The sequence below is a fragment of the Ruegeria sp. YS9 genome (assembly GCF_024628725.1).
In the GTDB taxonomy this organism is placed as follows: domain Bacteria; phylum Pseudomonadota; class Alphaproteobacteria; order Rhodobacterales; family Rhodobacteraceae; genus Ruegeria; species Ruegeria atlantica_C.
The window spans coordinates 2,791,938-2,809,065 of record NZ_CP102409.1 but is presented as its reverse complement, the minus strand read 5'-3'; the positions used below and the strand labels follow the sequence as shown (position 1 = coordinate 2,809,065).

The window sequence follows — 17,128 nt, the reverse complement described above, 5'->3', positions numbered from 1 at the left end:
TCTGGATATGCATAAGGACGAAACGCCTTGGACGTTAGTCAAAATGGAGCTTCTATGAGTACTGAAGATACGTACATTCCGTTTTCTCAACGCACCGGTTTGGCCCAGCGACCACCACAGTTGGGACTCGGAGAGGTTTCCAGCGAATTGCGCCGGTTGTTCTACTATTATCTAGACTTAGAGATTGAGCGCGAAGAATGCTTTGGAGTAGACAGCTCCTACTTTGACGGAGATTGGAAGCGCGTAGCAAAAGACTTGCATGTGCTATTCTTTCGGAAATCCTCAAACACTTTCACTAACAGTCCTTATGAACTTAGGCAGGTTCTCGACCAATACATTAAGGCTGCTGAAATCGGCAGACTTTTTGACTTGGTAGAATTCTTTGTTCGGCATCCGAAGTCCAGCAGCGAATTGAAACAAGATCTGTCCACTGCCTTTGTTTCAGCCAAGGCGGCCTACCGGATTATCGAAAACCAAATTGTCGCCATCGGAACCGAACAGCAGGCTGAAGCTTTCGAAGTGGCTATTGCGGCGACAGAAGCTTCTGGAGCAGTTGCGGCTCGAAAGCACTTGATTGATGCAGGTGTGGAAATCCGAGCTGGCAACTGGTCTAGTTCAGTGAGGGAAAGCATCCATGCCGTGGAGGCGATGGCACTAATGCTGGTCCCTAAAGCCACCACGCTTGGTCCCGCGCTATCCAAACTAGAAAAGGAGGGTTACCTTCACGGCAGTCTGAAATCCGCCTTCAGCACGCTCTATGGATACGCCAGTGACGAAGAAGGCGTGCGACATGCGCTTGTTTTTAAAGACGAAGCCCAAGTAGACGAAGCCGATGCGCTCTTCATGCTAGGCGCTTGCGCATCGTTCGTATCCTATTTGATCATGCGTAGCGCAGGGGAATAGGGAAGTCTAGTCGCTCGCACCCACCCCTCAAACCAACCCTTCCTCCCGCAACAATTCCGGTATGGTCACCTCCGGCCGCGGGCCGATATGGCCGGTCACCTCGCGGATGCGGGCCGCCAGATCATGGGCCAGCAACCAAGCCGAGCTGCCGATCATCGCGGCCAGCGCAACGCAGGGGTGAGGAATGCCGACAGTGCGCTTGAACCTACCCCGTCAGGAACGACAGGCGCGCGACCGAAAACATCGTGCCACAACGAAATAGGGCGCCCAAAGACGCCCCGTTCCCATCTTGGATCGTCCACTCAGACGAGCTGCAGGTTTTCCGCCGACTCGCGGCCATCGCGGCCGGATTGAACGTCGTAGGTAACCTTCTGGTTGTCGGCCAGACCGGTCAGGCCGGAACGCTCGACGGCGGAAATATGGACGAAAACGTCCTTGCCGCCTGTTTCGGGTGCAATGAAGCCGAAGCCTTTGGTGGTGTTGAACCATTTCACGGTGCCATTGGCCATCGTGAGATCTCCTGTATTTTTCAACCTGTTCGCGGAATTGCAACAGCGTGGCGCAGTCGGCCTATATCGAGTTCGCTGAAGTCCGGTAGGGAAAGCAGGGGATCGAAAGCAGTAACGTAGCCCGCCCCTTCTGACCGATCGCAGACGCCTTGACCATCCTTATTCGTGTTTTACCCTACGTCACTCTGAACAGGTCGGGGCCGACCGGTTGGCCGAGATCACCCTGAACCCGGCCCCATCCGGAACGGGCCATCAGACGGACAGGGCGGAGTGTTTGCTCTGCTCGGCATGGCACGATGCATGATTACGGCAGCCTCAGGTTGGCGTGCTAGGGCCGATCATGGCTCAAACCAACCCCTCTTCCCGCAGCAATTCCAGCATGTTCGCTTCAGGGCGGGGGCCGATATGGCTGATCACTTCGCGAGCGCAGGCATTGCCAATCTTGGCGCAGGTCTCGTAATCGCGGCCCGTCGCCATGCCGAACAGGAAGCCCGCCGCAAACTGGTCGCCCGCACCTGTTGCATCAACGGGGACAACCTTTTCAACCGGTACGTCAATGCGGGTGTCGCCGTTCAGAACGGTCACACCGTCGCCCGAGCGGGTGCAGACCACCAGCGGACAGATCGCGGCCGTCTTGGCCAATGCGTCTTCCAGATCGTCAGTTTCGAACAGGGATTTGATCTCGGCCTCATTGCCGATCACGAAATCCAGCTCATTTTCGATCAGCAGCAGGAAATCGACCCGGTGACGTTCCACGCAGAACGGGTCGGAAATGGCGATGCCGGCCTTGCCGCCACCCTTGTGGCAGGCGCGCGCGGCCTCAAGGAATGCCGCCTTGCCTTTTTCCTTGTCGAACAGATACCCCTCGAGGAACATGATCTGGCTGTTTCCAGCGACCTCTTGCGAGACGTCCTGAGACGACAGTTCCGAGGAAATGCCCAGATAGGTGTTCATCGACCGCTCACCATCGGGCGAGACAAAGATCATCGAGCGTGACGTGGGCAATTCACCACCCGGAACTGGTGGGTTCACGAAATCGACGCCATCCTCGTTCATCGCATCTGCATAGAACCGGCCCAGTGCGTCATCGTGAACCCGGCCGATGAAGGCCGCATCCAGCCCAAGCGCGCCTGCGCCCGCAATGGTATTGGCCACCGAGCCGCCCGGCGTTTGAACGCGGCTTTCCATCGAGGCGTACAGCACCTCGCCGCGTTCCTGTTCGATCAACTGCATGATGCCTTTTTCGATGCCCATCAGCTCCAGAAAGCTGTCATCGGCCTGGGAAATCACGTCCACAACGGCATTTCCGATGCCGGTCAGTTGATAAGTCTTCATTGGGTTTTGTCCTCGAATTGGCAGAGATCACGGATGATGCAGGTCGGGCATTGCGGCTTGCGCGCCTTGCAGTGGTACCGGCCATGCAGGATCAGCCAGTGATGCGCATGGAGTTGAAAGTCAGCAGGAATATTGTCTTCGATGGCGCGTTCGACCGTGTCCACATCCTTGCCCGGGCAAATGCCGGTGCGGTTGCCGACGCGAAAGATATGGGTGTCCACCGCCTGCGCCGGTTGTCGCCACCACATGTTCAGAACCACGTTGGCCGTCTTGCGGCCCACACCCGGAAGGGATTGCAGGGCAGCCCGGGAATTGGGAACCTCGCCGCCATATTCGTCAACCAGGATACGGCTGAGCTTGATGACGTTCTTGGCCTTCTGGCGGAACAAGCCAATGGTTTTTATGTGCTCGATCAGGCCTTCCTCGCCCAGATCCAGCATCTTTTGCGGCGTGTCGGCGATCTTGAACAGGTCGCGCGTCGCCTTGTTGACGCCCGCATCCGTGGCTTGCGCCGAAAGGGCCACGGCGACGACCAGAGTATAGACGTTCACATGCTCCAGCTCGCCCTTGGGTTCCGGGTCGGCCTCCTGAAAGCGCGTGAAAATCTCGCGGATCGTATGATAGTCGAGTTGCTTTGCCATCCGGGTCTTAATGCCGTCCACCGGGCTCTGACACAAGCCCAAAGCCAATGCGCAAGTTCCGGGTCGCGGCAGCGTGGCCTGCGCGCTATGGTTTTGTCAGAAGATGAGGTGGAACCATGAACGTCCAGACCCCGGAAAGCGGATACCATTACAACGTCATGCGCCGCGCAATCGAGTTGATTGATCAGGGCGGCGAGGGCCTGAGCCTTGATGAGCTGGCACGCCAGATGGATATGAGCCCGGCCCATTTCCAGCGCCTGTTCTCGCGTTGGACCGGAGTGTCGCCAAAACGGTACCAACAATACCTGACACTGGGCCATGCGAAGGCATTGCTGCGCGAACGGTTCACAACACTGGAAACTGCACACAATGTGGGCCTGTCCGGTAGCGGACGTCTGCATGATCTGTTCCTGAAGTGGGAATCCATGAGCCCCGGCGAATATGCCCGCAAGGGCGAAGGTCTGACGATCTATTGGGGGTGGTTCGAATGCCCCTTTGGCCCCGCGCTGGTCATGGGTACCGACAAGGGCATCTGCGGCATGGCCTTCGGGGCCGAGACCGGCGAAGAGGCCGCGATGGAAGATATGATCTCGCGCTGGCCCAAGGCGACGTTCGTCGAAGATCCGATGCGCCTGCGTCCTTGGGCGCTGAGTGCTTTTGGCGCTGCCAGCGACCGGTTGGAGCCAACACCGGTTTTCCTGATCGGATCACCTTTGCAAATCAAGGTGTGGGAAGCGCTGATGCATATCCCGTCCGGGCAGGTCACGACCTATTCCGAGATCGCCCAGCGGGTCGGCTCGCCGCAAGCCGTTCGCGCCGTGGGAACGGCAGTTGGCCGCAACCCGGTCAGTTGGCTGATCCCCTGTCACCGTGCCTTGCGCAAATCAGGTGGCCTGGGAGGCTATCACTGGGGCTTGCCGGTCAAGCGTGCCATGCTGGCCTACGAGGCGGCGCAGGCAGACGCCTGATTGACAGACGGCCTGACCGCTGCCAAAAGGCACCTCAGGTTCGGGTCCCCTGCCGTTCGCGGCCATAGGCTTTGGTGAAACCCGGTTTGAAAAGCATCTGTTGCCCTTTCCCGGCGCGCGGATGGAAATGCGAGCCCCGTCCTGATTTCGCGCCCGTTCAAGGAAACGAGGCACATGATGACACGATCCCGAACCGTTGCTCCGGTTGAAGAGCTGAAAGCGCAGGCGAAACGCCTGCGGGAAGAATTGAAGACGAAGGGCGTTTTGCTGTCGCACAGCGCGGCATTGGAACTGCTGGCCCATCAGCATGGTGTTCGAGACTGGAACACCTTGCATGCAATGGCCGGAAACCGGATGCATCTGCGCGTGGGTGATCGGGTTGAAGGGCGCTATCTGGGTCAGGCGTTCACGGCCGAAATTCGCGGTATGACCATGCTGGGCGATGGCGCGCGTCGCCGAGTGACCCTGCATTTCGACACGCCGGTAGATGTGGTGCGCTTTGACAGTTTCTCTGCATTTCGGCAACGCGTCACCGGAGAGATCGGGTGGGACGGTCGGTCCCGACGCCACACGTCCGATGGCGAACCCCAGCTTGTGGTGCGGCCTGTATAAAGCGTTATGGGCGAGGCAACCGCGTTGCCCCGCCCAATCTGTCTGCTTCGCAGGTGAAGTTACTCTGCGGCCCAGCCGCTGACGGCTTTGACTTCAAGGAAGTCCTCAAGCCCGAAGACGCCGCCTTCCCGCCCGTTGCCGGATTGCTTCATGCCGCCGAACGGTGAGCCCGCGCTGCGCGATTGTCCGTTCATTTCGACCATGCCCGACCGCAGAGCCCGCGCCATGCGATTGGCTCGCGCACCATCCTGTGTCTGAACATAATTCGTCAGGCCATAGGGCGTATCGTTGGCGATTTCGACAGCTTCCTCTTCGGTGTCGAAGGGGATCATGGTCAGAACCGGGCCAAAGATTTCTTCGCGGGCGATGGTCATCTGGTTGTTTGCATCGGCAAAGACCGTGGGGCGGACATAGTAACCCTTGTTCAGCCCCTCAGGTCGTCCGGTGCCGCCTGCAACCAGCCGCGCCCCTTCATCGATGCCCTTCTGGATCAGGTCCTGAATTTTGCTCCACTGAACGTCATTCACAACCGGACCGATGTGGCGGCCTTCCTCTGGGGCAGGGCCAACCTTGACCATGTTTGCAACTTCGGCCGCGGTTTCCACAGCCTTGTCATAGATCGGGCGCTGCACCAGCATCCGGCTGGGGGCGTTACAACTCTGGCCGGTGTTTTGCATCATGTGCAACACCCCGCGCTTGACCGCTTTTTCATCCGCATCCTCAAAGATGACGTTGGCCCCTTTTCCTCCAAGCTCAAGATGTACTTTCTTGAGGGTATCAGCCGCGTTTTTGGAAATCGCGGTGCCTGCGCGGGTCGAACCGGTGAAGCTGACCATGTCCACATCCGGATGACCCGAAAGCTGCGAACCAACACCCGCCCCGTCGCCGTTGACCAGATTGAACACACCGGGCGGGAAGCCTGCCTCGTCCATCATCTCAGCAAAGATCATCGCGTTCAGCGGGCTTTGTTCCGACGGTTTCAGAATCATCGTGCAACCCGCAATCGAGGCAGCACCCACCTTGAGCGTGATCTGGTTCATCGGCCAGTTCCACGGCGTGATCAGAGCGGCAACGCCAACCGCCTCGTAAATGATGCGATCATTCGGTGCATGATCCCCCAGCGGGCGTTCAAATTGAAACCCTCTGGCGGCGCGGATGAAGTTCTTCAGATGATAGATGCCGGCACCAGCCTGCGCCGCGCGCGCCAGATCGATCGGGGCGCCCATTTCAAGTGACATCGCCTGCGCCAGATCCTCTGACCGGCTTGCATAGAGTTCGGCCAGTTTTTCCACCAGCGCGATGCGGGTTTCCACCGGCGTGGCCATCCAGCCTGGCAAGGCGGATTTGGCTGCGGCAACGGCTGCATTCGTGTCGGCTTCGGCCCCAAGCGAGATTACTGCGCAGGGCTCTTCGGTCGAGGGGTTTATGACCTCGAAGTCATTGGGCTGCGACGGGGCGACCCACTGACCGTTAATGTAGAAATCCCGCTTTTCGATCATCCTGAGCCCTCCTGAAGGTTCGCCTGAAGCCGGCTGTTCGGGGCCACTCTGTCACCCATGCACAGGCTGAGCAATAGTGAATTTGATCAAATTTTTTTTCGGTCAGGCTCACGAAATCCGTATCTCTGGATACGATGGCTGGTTTAACCTGCGCGCAAAGTGATTAGGTTCCAGACGACCGACTCAGGTTTTTCACAGAAAAGGAGATGCCCCATGGGTTTGCGTATCAACGACACCGTTCCGAATTTCACGGCAGAAACGGATCAGGGCACCATTCAGTTCCACGACTGGATTGGCGACAGCTGGGCCATTCTGTTCTCGCACCCAAAGGATTTCACACCTGTTTGCACCACCGAGTTTTCGGCCGTTGCGCAGTTGAATGACGAATGGGCCGCGCGCAACACCAAGGTGATCGGCGTTTCAGTCGATGGTGTCGAAGACCACAAGAAGTGGAAGAAGGACATCGAGGAATACGGCAAGGCCAACCCCGGTTTTCCGATCATCGCCGATGAAGGTCTGGCCGTGTCCAAGGCTTTCGACATGCTGCCCGCCGAAGCATATCTGCCCGATGGCCGCACACCGGCCGACAGTGCCACGGTGCGTTCGGTCTTCATCATCGGCCCGGACAAGCAGCTGAAGCTGTCGATGACGTACCCGATGACCGTGGGCCGGAACTTTGCCGAAATCTTGCGCGCGCTTGATGGGTTGCAGATGTCGGCCAAGGGGGTCGCGACACCTGCCAATTGGGTGCCGGGCGAAGACGTGATCATCCCGCCAACCGTGTCGAACGAAGACGCCAAGGCCAAGTTTGGTGAGTTCGAAACGATCTTCCCCTATCTGCGCAAGACCAAAGCGCCGTCGTAAGCCGGTTGCCGGGTCAGGGGGGCTGTCTGCCCCCCATCGTGCCTGCCGGCACGATTCCCCCCGAGGATATTTTTAGCCAGATGAAGCGGGCGGTTGTTGCAGGCCGGGCGACTGCCGGTATGTCCAGCGCGTGCTGCGTTTTTCGGGTTTTCCGGGTGCCCCCGCACCTGAGGCGCGAGGGCAAAAAGGGGCAGGAAACCGGAGAGAAACCTGACACCCGAAGCAATCAGAAATTATGGCGAAGTCCGAAACTGACGCTGAATGAATCCAGATCGTCCTCTACGTTGCCGGTCAAAGCTCCGTTGGGGGCCAGGCGCTGCGACAGTACATCAAAGGCACGGGCGTAACGGGCGTCAACGGTGAGCGTTGTCGACGCGTTGATGTCATATGCCACACCGGCGATCGGCTGGGCGGCCAAAGTGGTGTCGGTATCGTCCAGCGCCACACCCGGCCCATAAGAAAAACCCAGATCCGACTAGGTGGCACCCAGACTGAACCCGGCAAACGGTGTCAGCACGCCGGCCTGTTTGAAATCGAACAGCAGATTGGCAAATAACGAGGTCTGCGTGACGTCGCCCGAGCTATTGCCCCCGGGCCCCGGGCCATTGCCGGTAAAGTTCACACCATCCACGTCACTGTCGCGATAAGACCCTTCCAACTCGATCCGCGTTCCGATGATGTCATTGGACCATTGCGGGATTTCCTTGCCTGTCGCGTGGCCCGGTCCGAAACCTGCGTCGAAATCGGTATCGACCGATTGCGTCGCGCCACCGATCGTTCCGGTGAAATCGCTGTCCTGTAGCAGGCTGTGGCCGATGAAGCCGTGAACATAAGTGCCGTCGCCCAGGCTCGGCGCGGCAAGCGCCGTTGCGCTGATCACCGGAGCCGTAGACGCGAGAATGAGGCGCGTGAACATAACCATCTCCAGTGTTCCGAAATCTGCATATCACGGGTGTGGGCGCGGCTGGCCAAAAGTGAAAGGCGCCGGGGCTTCACTTCACGTGTCTTTAGGAATGTGTGAGTGAATAGGCACGAGGTTATGCCACTGTTTCAGGGCAGACTGGCTGGTGGGTTTGGCACTTCTCTGACCAACGGTTCTGACAGGAGTTCGTCGACAAAAAAACTAAGCAACTGAACCCTGCTGGAAACGCCCGCCTTTCGATAGACCGCAGCGCTTTGGGCCTTGATCGTCCCTTCTTTCGTCTGTCGCATTCCGGCGATTTCCGCGATGGAAAGACCCTTGATCGTCAGCATGGCAACGTCACGCTCAGCATCACTGAGCTGCCACTCGCTGAACTGGGTTTCGATGACCTGGGCAAAGGCCCCTTGCGCCACTTGCAGTTGCCGCTGCATGCCGCGCACCCGTCTGGACTGGGAGCGGATCAGGGCGATCGTGGCGCTCAGGCCGCCGACAAGCGCCAGAGACAGAAACAGCTCGAACGAATGAAGGTGACGAAAGCCCGCGCCGTCGCCGCCCGTCCAATCCAGCAGCGCATCCGTCATGAAAAAGGCGGCGCAGAGGGCCTGCACCACCAGAAGGAGCCAGAGCAAAGACGTTTGAGGTACTTTCATGCGGCCCCTTGGACGTTGCAGGTTCAGTCGTCGTCTTCTTCGAGTTCGATGGCTGTCACCACCCCGTCCGTGTCAGACAGAACCAGTTCAGTTTCCACGCCATCCTTGGTGAGTTCAACCTCGATCTTCCCACCTTCGAACTCGATCTCTTCGATCTGGTACCCTTGGGCTTCCAGCGCCGCGCGGATATCGGCTTCGCTTGTGCCCAGTTTGTCACCCAGTCCGACATTGGCCAAAGCAAGAACCGGTGCGGTTGCGATCAATCCCGTCAGTGTCAGCAGTTTCAAGGTTTCCATATCGCATCTCCTTTTTGCGTTGTGGCGATGCGGTCGAACTGGGGATGGCAGAGGAGACCTGCGATTGGCTTTTGGTTGAAACGGGGCGAATTGAACCAAGGTTTATGCCATTTGCGGCCGTTTCCGCCCGTCAGGTTCAGGTTGCAATCAAATTGTGATAGTTTGTGTTGCGGATACATACGGGCATGTGACCAACGATGTCGGGCTTTCTGACTGTCTTGAACAGGAGAAGACCATGGCTTTTACAGATTGGTACGTCGAAGGGGAAAGCTTCGGAAACTGCAATTGCGGTTATGCCTGCCCCTGCCAGTTCGAGGAATTGCCGACGCATGGCGATTGCCGCGGCTTCGAGGTGCTTGAAATATCCAACGGATATTTTGGCGAAACGGATCTGAGTGGAACCAGGGCCGCCCTGATCTATGCATGGCCCGGGCCAATATTCGAGGGTGGCGGCGAAATGCAGGTGATCGTCGACCCCGGGGCCACAGCGGCGCAGCGCGATGCGCTGGAAAAAGTCTTTCACGGCGAAGAAACCGAAGAGATGGCAACGCATTGGTACGTGTTCCGGGCCATGTGTGAGACGGTACATGACACGCTGTACCTGCCGATTGAGCTTGCGATGGATATCGAAGGGCGAACGGCCAGCGTCGCCGTTGGTGACGTTCTAAAGTCGACCGGGCGCCCGATTCAGGCCCCGCATGGCGGCGGGGAACATCGCGTACGCATCGATATTCCCGGCGGGATCGAATTCACCATTGCCGAGATCGGCAGCGCCTCGACCCGAGCCGATGCGGCGATCAAACTGGATCTGAAAGACAGCTACGGCCAGTGGCATGTTTTGAAACACGGCCCCGGTGGTGTCGCGCACTGACCTGCTGTCAGGCGGCTTTCGCGGATTCATTGGGGCGGACCTTCCAGCCCGGAACCGCCAGATCCGCCGACAGCACCCGGACTTCGAAGGGTTTGAGGACCGGCAATACGGTTGAACCATAACCGCCTTCACCATTGGCCAGTTCCGGGAACAGTTCGAACAGTTCGCTTCGGGTGGCGGGTGCCATTGCCTCAAGACTTGTGTCACCGGGGTAAAAGGACTCGGACCAGAGTCCTTCGACATTCACCAACTCATGCTGATCAAAGAGGATATGAATGTACTCCACCCCATGTGCAGGCGTTTCCTGAACGATGGTGTGCCCATTGATCAGCCCTTTTGCGGGGGCCAGCATGGCCGCTTCGCAATGCATCAGCTCCATCATGGCCGAGGTCACGGCAATCCGGTGCTGTGGGGAAATGACAAGATCGCGGGAAGGGCCGTTCGGCCCGAAACAGCCCGCCTTGATCCGTACAGGGGACAGGTGCGTGTTTCGCCGCAACTCGGACGCGGACAACCGGCGCTTGCCGATCCAGCGGACCGGGCGGGCATGGCCGCCGGCGGTGATGACCGGGTCGCCGGGCTCCAGTGCCTCGACCCGGCGCAGTCCAGTCGGTGTCTGGATCAGAGATCCTGTGGTGAAACACACGAAAGAAGGCAAAGTGCTATAGGTAGAGGGCGGCGCGATGCCGGAAAAACTGGTGTCTGAAATCGTGTCATTCAGTTCAGCCTGACCCGAAGTGACTATGATGTAACGCGGGTTTGAAAACTGGATCAGGATAAACGTGACCGGCGCGCCATCGACCGTGCCCGTATAGTTTTCGAAAGTACTGAAATTCTGGGTCGAGCCGGAAAAGCCGGGCAGAGACCCAAGGTCGAGTTGCGAGCTGCCATCCGGGTCGGGATCTTGCAGCAGGGCGTCATTATCCGTGACTTCGACAGAATACGCAGCAGTAACATCAACACTGCGGTTGCTGAACGGGTCTGCGCTGATTTCGTAAACAGTAATCGATGCCACGGTCGAACAGCTTCCTTGAAAACGGCAATATCCCCCTTAAGGTTGAGCTAATACACGCAATAAGTGTTAATAATTGATTTACCAAAATTGCGCCGCAGTTAACCATCCCGGTGCCGCGCAAACAAAAAAAGGCCCCGGTTGAAACCGGGGCCTTCCGCTGTCTGTCAGAGGGGCAGATTACTCTGCGTTTTCCTCTTTCTTTTCTTTTTTCTCAGGCACGATCTCTTCGCCGGTTTCCTGATCGACGCATTTCATCGACAGGCGCACCTTGCCGCGATCGTCAAAGCCCAGCAGTTTGACTTTGACTTCCTGACCTTCTTTCAGAACATCCGACGGATGGTTCAGGCGGCGGTTTTCGATCTGCGACACGTGGACCAGACCGTCACGCTTGCCGAAGAAGTTCACGAAGGCGCCGAAATCGACGATCTTGACCACTTTGCCGGTATAGATCTGACCTTCTTCAGGTTCTGCCACGATCGAATGGATCATGTCATAGGCCTTCTGGATCGACTCACCATCGGGCGAGGCGATCTTGATGACGCCATCGTCGTTGATGTCGACCTTGGCGCCCGAAACCTCGACGATCTCGCGGATGACCTTGCCGCCCGAACCGATCACTTCGCGGATCTTGTCGGTCGGAATGTTCATGGTTTCGATGCGCGGGGCGTGGACCGAGAAATCGTTGGTCTCGGACAGGGCTTTGCCCATCTCGCCCAGAATGTGCATCCGGCCTTCCTTGGCCTGTGCCAGGGCGGTTTCCATGATCTGCGGCGTGATGCCGGCAACCTTGATGTCCATCTGGAGCGAGGTGATGCCGTACTCGGTGCCCGCAACCTTGAAGTCCATGTCGCCCAGGTGGTCTTCGTCACCCAAGATGTCGGTCAGAACAGCGTACTCACCGTCATCTTCCAGGATCAGACCCATGGCCACACCGGCAACCGGCGCTTTCAGCGGAACCCCCGCATCCATCATCGACAGCGAACCGCCGCAGACAGAGGCCATCGAGCTTGATCCGTTGGATTCAGTGATCTCCGACACCACGCGAATGGTGTAGGGGAAATCGGTCGGCGCAGGCAGAACCGCCTGAAGCGCGCGCCAGGCCAGTTTGCCGTGGCCCACTTCGCGACGGCCCGGAGGGCCAACACGGCCAACTTCACCCACCGAATACGGGGGGAAGTTGTAGTGCAGCAGGAAGTTCGATTTGAAGTTGCCGTGCAGCGCGTCGACGAACTGCTCGTCGTCGCCGGTGCCCAGCGTGGTCACGGCCAGCGCCTGTGTTTCACCGCGGGTGAACAGGGCAGAACCGTGGGTCCGGGGCAGAATCGAGGTTTCTGCAACGATCGGACGGATATCGGTGGTCGAGCGACCGTCGATCCGCTTGCCGCCCCTGACGACGTCGCCGCGCAGAATGCCGGCTTCCAGCTTTTTCATCGCGGAACCGAGATTGCCGTCTTCCAGTTGCTCTTCGGTCAGCGCTTCTTTGATCGCTTCGCGGGCAGCGGCAACAGCGGCGGTGCGTTCTTGCTTGTCGGTGATCGCGAAGGCGGCGCGCATCTGCTCTTCACCGGCAGCCTTGACGGCGGCATAAAGCTCGGAATAATCCGGCGCCTGGAAGTCAAACGGTTCTTTCGCGGCTTCTTCCGCCAGCGAGATGATCAGGTCGATGACCGGTTGGATCTGCTCATGCGCAAAGTTCACCGCACCCAGCATTTCCGCTTCGGACAGTTCGTACGCTTCCGATTCCACCATCATCACGGCGTCTTTGGTGCCGGCCACAACCAGGTCCAGACGCTGTTCGGGGTTCAGGCGCAGGTCCTGCATGTCGTCCACGGTCGGGTTCAGGACGTATTCGCCATCCACGAAACCAACACGGGCACCGGCAATCGGGCCCATGAACGGCGCGCCGGAAATGGTCAGAGCAGCCGAAGCAGCAATCATCGCAACGATGTCGGGATCGTTGACCAGATCGTGGCTCAGCACGGTACACATCACCAGAACTTCGTTTTTGAAGCCGTCAACGAACAACGGGCGGATCGGACGGTCGATCAGACGCGCGGTCAGCGTCTCTTTCTCGGTCGGGCGTGCTTCGCGCTTGAAGAAGCCACCCGGCACCTTGCCGGCGGCATAGTATTTCTCTTGGTAATGCACGGTCAGCGGGAAAAAGTCCTGACCGGGCTTCTGTTCCCTGGCGAAGGTCACGTTGGCCATGACGCTGGTTTCGCCCAGGGTGGCAATCACGCTGCCGTCGGCCTGACGGGCAACCTTGCCGGTTTCCAGTGTCAGCGTCTCTTCGCCCCACTGAATTGATTTTTTCGTTACATCAAACATATGCGTATCCTAGATGGGAGCACTCCCGCCCCTGCGGGTCTCCCGTTTTGCGTGGCGGCCCCATTGCCGCCGACCCCAATTTATCTTCCATTCGAGTGCCGGGGTCAGGGCACAACGTCTCAGATACCGCGCGCATACATGAGAATGCGTTGGAAGGAAAGCGAAACTGCATCGGATGGCTGGTTCATGCCGGGGCTGGCTTCTGCTGTGTCCGATGCAAAAGATTCAAGCCTGAACAACGATCAACCTGTAAAGTCGCTGTTATTTTTCGGATACGGGGCCACGGAAATCCGGAATTGACTGTAGCGCTAACATATCCGCAATCGAATGCATTTTGTAAAAATATGAAGGCAGTATAAGCTTTTATCATGAAGCCCGCGGTCGAAATGACGGAAACGCGCCAAGGGGGTTAACAAACTCATTCCCGTCCGCCGACCGAGTACCTTGGCGTTTGCAGTTAGCGAACAGAAGGGCAATCGAATGGCACAGACAAAGAAGATGCTGGATCCGGATCCCCGGATTTACGACTTCGAAACGGAATATGAACTGGGGCAGGACAATGTCCGGCCGTTTGGCTTGGACATCCACAACCCGGTCTTTCTGATCTCGAGTATCATGATCTTTGCGTTCGTTCTGATCGCATTGGCCAACCAAGAGGCGGCGGCCTCGTTCTTCGGATGGCTCCGGCCCTGGCTGACCAGCACGTTCGATTGGTTTCTGGTCCTTTCGGTTGATGCAATCACCCTGTTTTGCCTGGTTTTGATCATCCTGCCCGTCGGCAGTGTGCGGATCGGCGGCAAGGACGCCAAGCCTGATTATTCCTACGCCGGATGGATCGCGATGATGTTCGCCGCCGGCATTGGTATCGGTCTTTTGTTTTTCGGAGTGATGGAGCCGGTCTATTACAATTTTGCCGAGGGCGGAAACGCGGCACCGCTGGGCATTGATATCGCGGTGCCTGGAAATGAATATGCCGGTGTCGTCGGAACCATTCACCATTGGGGGCTGGAAGGCTGGGCGGTTTACGCCGCAGTCGGCCTGAGCCTGGCAATCTTCAGCTACAACCTGAACCTGCCCCTGACCTTGCGTTCGGCCTTCTATCCGATCCTTGGAGAACGGGTCTGGGGCTGGTGGGGCCATATCATCGACACGTTGGCGGTTTTTGCCACGTTGTTCGGTCTGACCACGTCGCTCGGCCTGGGGGCGCAGCAAGTTGCGGCTGGCCTTTACGAGGTCTTCGGCATCGAACCCAGCCCCACTGTGGTTGTCTTGCTGATCATCGGGATCACATTGATCGCGCTGGGCTCGGTTCTGCTGGGCATGGATGCGGGCGTCAAACGGCTGAGTGAGATCAATATGGTCATGGCCGTGGGGCTGTTCCTCTTCGTCATCGCTGTAACGGGCATCGGCACGGCCATCGCGCGGTATTTCAGCGTGATGACCGACTACGTGCTGCACCTGCCCGCGCTGTCGAACCCGTTCGGACGAGAAGACACCAGCTATTTCCACGGTTGGACGACCTTCTATTGGGCGTGGTGGATCGCATGGTCACCGTTTGTTGGCATGTTCATTGCCCGCATTTCAAAGGGTCGAACGGTGCGCGAGTTCATAATCTGCGCGTTGCTGGCGCCGACAGCCGTCTGCGCCCTGTGGATGTCAACCTTCGGCGGCGCCGCCATCGACATGTTGAACGCAGGAGGAGCGGAAGGCGTCCGCGCGACCGTGATTGACAGCTACGCCCCCGAGGGAGCGTTGTTCGGCTTCCTGAAGGAACTGCCGCTGTATAGCATCGTAGCCCCGATCGCGCTTGTCCTGATCGTCATCTTCTTCGTCACTTCGTCCGATTCAGGGTCGTTGGTGATCGACACGATCACCGCAGGCGGCAAGATGGACGCGCCCGTGGTTCAGCGTGTGTTCTGGTGCACATTGGAAGGCCTGGTTGCCATCGCATTGCTGTTGGGAGGTGGTCTTTCCGCGCTGCAAGGCGCGGCGGTTTCAACCGGCATTCCCTTTACGTTGGTGGTTCTGATGATGTGTTACTGCCTGTGGCTGGCACTGAAATCTGAGCGGGCGAAGATGTAGAGCATACACTGAAACCCAAAAATGAACGCCCGCCAAACGGTGGGCGTTTTTTTGTGGCCGACCTGAGCAACCCTGGATCTAATCTACTCGCAACCCCGAGCAAAGATGGGCACGGGTGTCTGCCGCCGCACACTCTCCAAAAGGGGTTTGCAATTTGCCTGATGTCGTTGGACAAGCTTTCGCATCAGCTTGCCCTGTTGCGGAATAAAACGCGCAGAGCGTGCTTGAAACTGTGGGGCGCAGCATTCTGGAAACAAGTCCATGATTTCTTTTCGCGCGTCAGCCGAGACTGATTTGAGTGCTTCGGGGCCGGTAAACAGGCTTTCTGTCGGTGTCCCATTGGACCAGATGATTTCATGGGTATCAAACAGCAAGTGATAGTATTCAACACCGTCTCGTGTGTCTTGCATAATGTCAACGCCTTCCAGCGACAACAACTTGTTTGCGGGGATCAACACGTCCTTGAAATCGAACATCCGCAGCGCAACTGCTGAAGACACAAGAATGCGATGCTGCGGCGAGACGACAAGGTCCTGTTTCGGGTATCCGTCGCCCAGAGCCCCGGTGCGGATCAAAATCGGTTTCAGCTTTTGCCGCGCATGAAGCTCGGCAGAGCTTAGGTGGCGCGAGCCGATCCATCGAATGGGTTTGTAGCCATTGTCATAGGTCAAAACCTGATCTGAAATCTGCAAGTCTTCGACTGGCACTGATCCGTGGCGTGTGTCAATCATTGTCCCAGATGCAAAGCACAGAACGTCCACAAACTCACCGCTTGCATTGGTCGGGCCAGTTAAAATCTGGTTGATTTCGATATCATTGGTACCGCTGTCGTTCCAGGCCGCTGCAATAGCACTGGAATTGACTGTCATTCCGTTGAACAGTTCCAGAGGTTCAAGCGAGCCATTGCTTGACTTTACGCCATAGAGCTCGACCGTCCCATCCGGATTGATCACCAAGCGGACCACGGGTTCACCGTTTGTATTTCCCAACTGCCAAACAGCTGGTGTGTTGACTTCATATCTCTGACCGTCAGCAAAGCGAACTGTTTGCCCCGAGGTGCCAGAAATCTGGAACTGAAGTTCATTGGGCGCCGATCCCGGCCCACCAACAAACAGGTCAACCCCATTGATTTGAGCACTGAAGCTGTTGTCGAGCGTATCGAAATCGATAACGACACCGCCACCGGGAGAAGTATCTGTATATGTGGTGCTGTTACCGTTTGATATGCTGAAGCTGGTCATCTAAGTTTCTAATTTTTGCAAAAGCCTGCGTCAGCACAAAGCTCATTTGCGTCTAACAATCAAGCTGGGCGTTGGGTGGTGTCGGATATATATGTCCCGGTTCATACTCGAAAATCTAGTCGTCTTGCATGGCGCTGCGGTGTCAGAAGGTATACCGATTACGCTGCTGGTTTTGATGACGTGCCAATGCTTGTGGCTGGCGCTGCGATTGTTGCGAAATCCCGAATACTCGGGCGTCAGAATGCCACTGAAGCAGGGAAACCCCCAACTATACCCTGAACAGGGAACTAGCCACCCTTGTCGAGTGACCTCTGGAGTTGCTATCGCGTTGACATTGAATACTCAGAATAGGACGTTCACGCGAAGAAAACCGCTTTCAGCCACCCTTCGGA

At 57.6% G+C, this 17,128-nt stretch carries 18 protein-coding genes; 6 read left to right on the top strand and 12 right to left on the bottom strand.

Features of this window, described 5'->3' with window-relative positions; translation table 11 throughout:
- Positions 1-54: 54 nt before the first annotated feature.
- Positions 55-903, top strand: coding sequence for an AbiJ-NTD4 domain-containing protein (locus tag NOR97_RS14240; protein WP_257599514.1), 849 nt, complete (start codon positions 55-57; stop codon positions 901-903).
- Positions 904-930: 27 nt separating this feature from the next.
- Here the strand turns inward: NOR97_RS14240 and NOR97_RS14235 are convergent, their stop codons facing one another.
- From NOR97_RS14235 to nth, 4 genes are all read right to left on the bottom strand, one after another.
- Positions 931-1,059: a hypothetical protein gene (locus NOR97_RS14235; protein WP_257599513.1), complete on the bottom strand. Its 129-nt coding sequence runs from the start codon at positions 1,057-1,059 to the stop codon at positions 931-933.
- A 146-nt stretch (positions 1,060-1,205) separates the two neighbouring features.
- Positions 1,206-1,412 carry a cold-shock protein gene (locus NOR97_RS14230; protein ID WP_257599512.1) on the bottom strand — a complete coding sequence of 69 codons (207 nt, stop codon included), beginning with the start codon at positions 1,410-1,412 and terminating at the stop codon, positions 1,206-1,208.
- Positions 1,413-1,757: 345 nt separating this feature from the next.
- Positions 1,758-2,747, bottom strand: coding sequence for an adenosine kinase (locus NOR97_RS14225; protein ID WP_257599511.1), 990 nt, complete (start codon positions 2,745-2,747; stop codon positions 1,758-1,760).
- The gene (gene nth, locus NOR97_RS14220) at positions 2,744-3,388 is read right to left on the bottom strand and encodes an endonuclease III (RefSeq protein ID WP_257599510.1); all 645 of its coding nucleotides are present in this window, start codon (positions 3,386-3,388) and stop codon (positions 2,744-2,746) included. The genes NOR97_RS14225 and nth overlap by 4 nt, the downstream gene beginning before the upstream one ends.
- Positions 3,389-3,504: 116 nt before the next feature.
- Here nth and NOR97_RS14215 point away from each other — a divergent pair, with 116 nt between their 5' ends.
- Together NOR97_RS14215 and NOR97_RS14210 are read left to right on the top strand one after the other, a co-directional pair.
- Positions 3,505-4,356, top strand: a complete 852-nt coding sequence (locus NOR97_RS14215; protein ID WP_257599509.1) for a bifunctional helix-turn-helix domain-containing protein/methylated-DNA--[protein]-cysteine S-methyltransferase — start codon at positions 3,505-3,507, stop codon at positions 4,354-4,356.
- A 174-nt stretch (positions 4,357-4,530) separates the two neighbouring features.
- The gene (locus NOR97_RS14210; RefSeq protein ID WP_374041586.1) at positions 4,531-4,968 is read left to right on the top strand and encodes a glyoxalase superfamily protein; all 438 of its coding nucleotides are present in this window, start codon (positions 4,531-4,533) and stop codon (positions 4,966-4,968) included.
- Between the two features lie 59 nt (positions 4,969-5,027).
- On the opposite strand, the gene NOR97_RS14205 is transcribed toward NOR97_RS14210, so the two are convergent.
- On the bottom strand, positions 5,028-6,467 hold the full coding sequence (locus tag NOR97_RS14205; RefSeq protein WP_257599508.1) for an aldehyde dehydrogenase family protein: 1,440 nt from the start codon (positions 6,465-6,467) through the stop codon (positions 5,028-5,030).
- A gap of 213 nt (positions 6,468-6,680) precedes the next feature.
- Here NOR97_RS14205 and NOR97_RS14200 point away from each other — a divergent pair, with 213 nt between their 5' ends.
- On the top strand, positions 6,681-7,331 hold the full coding sequence (locus NOR97_RS14200; RefSeq protein WP_117871788.1) for a peroxiredoxin: 651 nt from the start codon (positions 6,681-6,683) through the stop codon (positions 7,329-7,331).
- Between the two features lie 226 nt (positions 7,332-7,557).
- On the opposite strand, the gene NOR97_RS14195 is transcribed toward NOR97_RS14200, so the two are convergent.
- The 4 genes from NOR97_RS14195 to NOR97_RS14180 form a co-directional block, all read right to left on the bottom strand.
- Positions 7,558-7,776 (bottom strand): hypothetical protein, encoded by a 219-nt coding sequence (locus NOR97_RS14195; protein WP_257599507.1) that lies wholly within the window; start codon positions 7,774-7,776, stop codon positions 7,558-7,560.
- Positions 7,777-7,806: 30 nt separating this feature from the next.
- Positions 7,807-8,247, bottom strand: coding sequence for a hypothetical protein (locus NOR97_RS14190; RefSeq protein ID WP_257599506.1), 441 nt, complete (start codon positions 8,245-8,247; stop codon positions 7,807-7,809).
- Positions 8,248-8,381: 134 nt separating this feature from the next.
- On the bottom strand, positions 8,382-8,903 hold the full coding sequence (locus NOR97_RS14185) for a helix-turn-helix transcriptional regulator (protein ID WP_257599505.1): 522 nt from the start codon (positions 8,901-8,903) through the stop codon (positions 8,382-8,384).
- 23 nt (positions 8,904-8,926) lie between these two features.
- Positions 8,927-9,199, bottom strand: coding sequence for a PepSY domain-containing protein (locus tag NOR97_RS14180; protein WP_171233448.1), 273 nt, complete (start codon positions 9,197-9,199; stop codon positions 8,927-8,929).
- 235 nt (positions 9,200-9,434) lie between these two features.
- Between NOR97_RS14180 and NOR97_RS14175 the strand changes: the two genes are divergently transcribed.
- On the top strand, positions 9,435-10,070 hold the full coding sequence (locus tag NOR97_RS14175; protein WP_257599504.1) for a DUF1326 domain-containing protein: 636 nt from the start codon (positions 9,435-9,437) through the stop codon (positions 10,068-10,070).
- A 7-nt stretch (positions 10,071-10,077) separates the two neighbouring features.
- Here the strand turns inward: NOR97_RS14175 and NOR97_RS14170 are convergent, their stop codons facing one another.
- Both NOR97_RS14170 and pnp read right to left on the bottom strand, forming a co-directional pair.
- On the bottom strand, positions 10,078-11,085 hold the full coding sequence (locus NOR97_RS14170) for a Hint domain-containing protein (protein ID WP_257599503.1): 1,008 nt from the start codon (positions 11,083-11,085) through the stop codon (positions 10,078-10,080).
- Positions 11,086-11,262: 177 nt separating this feature from the next.
- Positions 11,263-13,413 carry a polyribonucleotide nucleotidyltransferase gene (pnp, locus tag NOR97_RS14165; protein ID WP_170346693.1) on the bottom strand — a complete coding sequence of 717 codons (2,151 nt, stop codon included), beginning with the start codon at positions 13,411-13,413 and terminating at the stop codon, positions 11,263-11,265.
- Positions 13,414-13,893: 480 nt separating this feature from the next.
- Here pnp and NOR97_RS14160 point away from each other — a divergent pair, with 480 nt between their 5' ends.
- Entirely contained in the window at positions 13,894-15,495 is a 1,602-nt protein-coding gene (locus tag NOR97_RS14160; protein ID WP_257599502.1) for a BCCT family transporter, read from the top strand.
- 83 nt (positions 15,496-15,578) lie between these two features.
- On the opposite strand, the gene NOR97_RS14155 is transcribed toward NOR97_RS14160, so the two are convergent.
- Positions 15,579-16,736 carry a Hint domain-containing protein gene (locus tag NOR97_RS14155; RefSeq protein ID WP_257599501.1) on the bottom strand — a complete coding sequence of 386 codons (1,158 nt, stop codon included), beginning with the start codon at positions 16,734-16,736 and terminating at the stop codon, positions 15,579-15,581.
- Positions 16,737-17,128: the final 392 nt, after the last annotated feature.

Coding starts and splice junctions, on each gene's coding strand:
- NOR97_RS14240 (WP_257599514.1), top strand. CDS start 55: ATGAGTACTGAAGATACGTACATTCCGTTTTCTCAACGCACCGGTTTG.
- NOR97_RS14235 (WP_257599513.1), bottom strand. CDS start 1,059: ATGATCGGCAGCTCGGCTTGGTTGCTGGCCCATGATCTGGCGGCCCGC.
- NOR97_RS14230 (WP_257599512.1), bottom strand. CDS start 1,412: ATGGCCAATGGCACCGTGAAATGGTTCAACACCACCAAAGGCTTCGGC.
- NOR97_RS14225 (WP_257599511.1), bottom strand. CDS start 2,747: ATGAAGACTTATCAACTGACCGGCATCGGAAATGCCGTTGTGGACGTG.
- nth (WP_257599510.1), bottom strand. CDS start 3,388: ATGGCAAAGCAACTCGACTATCATACGATCCGCGAGATTTTCACGCGC.
- NOR97_RS14215 (WP_257599509.1), top strand. CDS start 3,505: ATGAACGTCCAGACCCCGGAAAGCGGATACCATTACAACGTCATGCGC.
- NOR97_RS14210 (WP_374041586.1), top strand. CDS start 4,531: ATGATGACACGATCCCGAACCGTTGCTCCGGTTGAAGAGCTGAAAGCG.
- NOR97_RS14205 (WP_257599508.1), bottom strand. CDS start 6,467: ATGATCGAAAAGCGGGATTTCTACATTAACGGTCAGTGGGTCGCCCCG.
- NOR97_RS14200 (WP_117871788.1), top strand. CDS start 6,681: ATGGGTTTGCGTATCAACGACACCGTTCCGAATTTCACGGCAGAAACG.
- NOR97_RS14190 (WP_257599506.1), bottom strand. CDS start 8,247: ATGTTCACGCGCCTCATTCTCGCGTCTACGGCTCCGGTGATCAGCGCA.
- NOR97_RS14185 (WP_257599505.1), bottom strand. CDS start 8,903: ATGAAAGTACCTCAAACGTCTTTGCTCTGGCTCCTTCTGGTGGTGCAG.
- NOR97_RS14180 (WP_171233448.1), bottom strand. CDS start 9,199: ATGGAAACCTTGAAACTGCTGACACTGACGGGATTGATCGCAACCGCA.
- NOR97_RS14175 (WP_257599504.1), top strand. CDS start 9,435: ATGGCTTTTACAGATTGGTACGTCGAAGGGGAAAGCTTCGGAAACTGC.
- pnp (WP_170346693.1), bottom strand. CDS start 13,413: ATGTTTGATGTAACGAAAAAATCAATTCAGTGGGGCGAAGAGACGCTG.
- NOR97_RS14160 (WP_257599502.1), top strand. CDS start 13,894: ATGGCACAGACAAAGAAGATGCTGGATCCGGATCCCCGGATTTACGAC.
- NOR97_RS14155 (WP_257599501.1), bottom strand. CDS start 16,736: ATGACCAGCTTCAGCATATCAAACGGTAACAGCACCACATATACAGAT.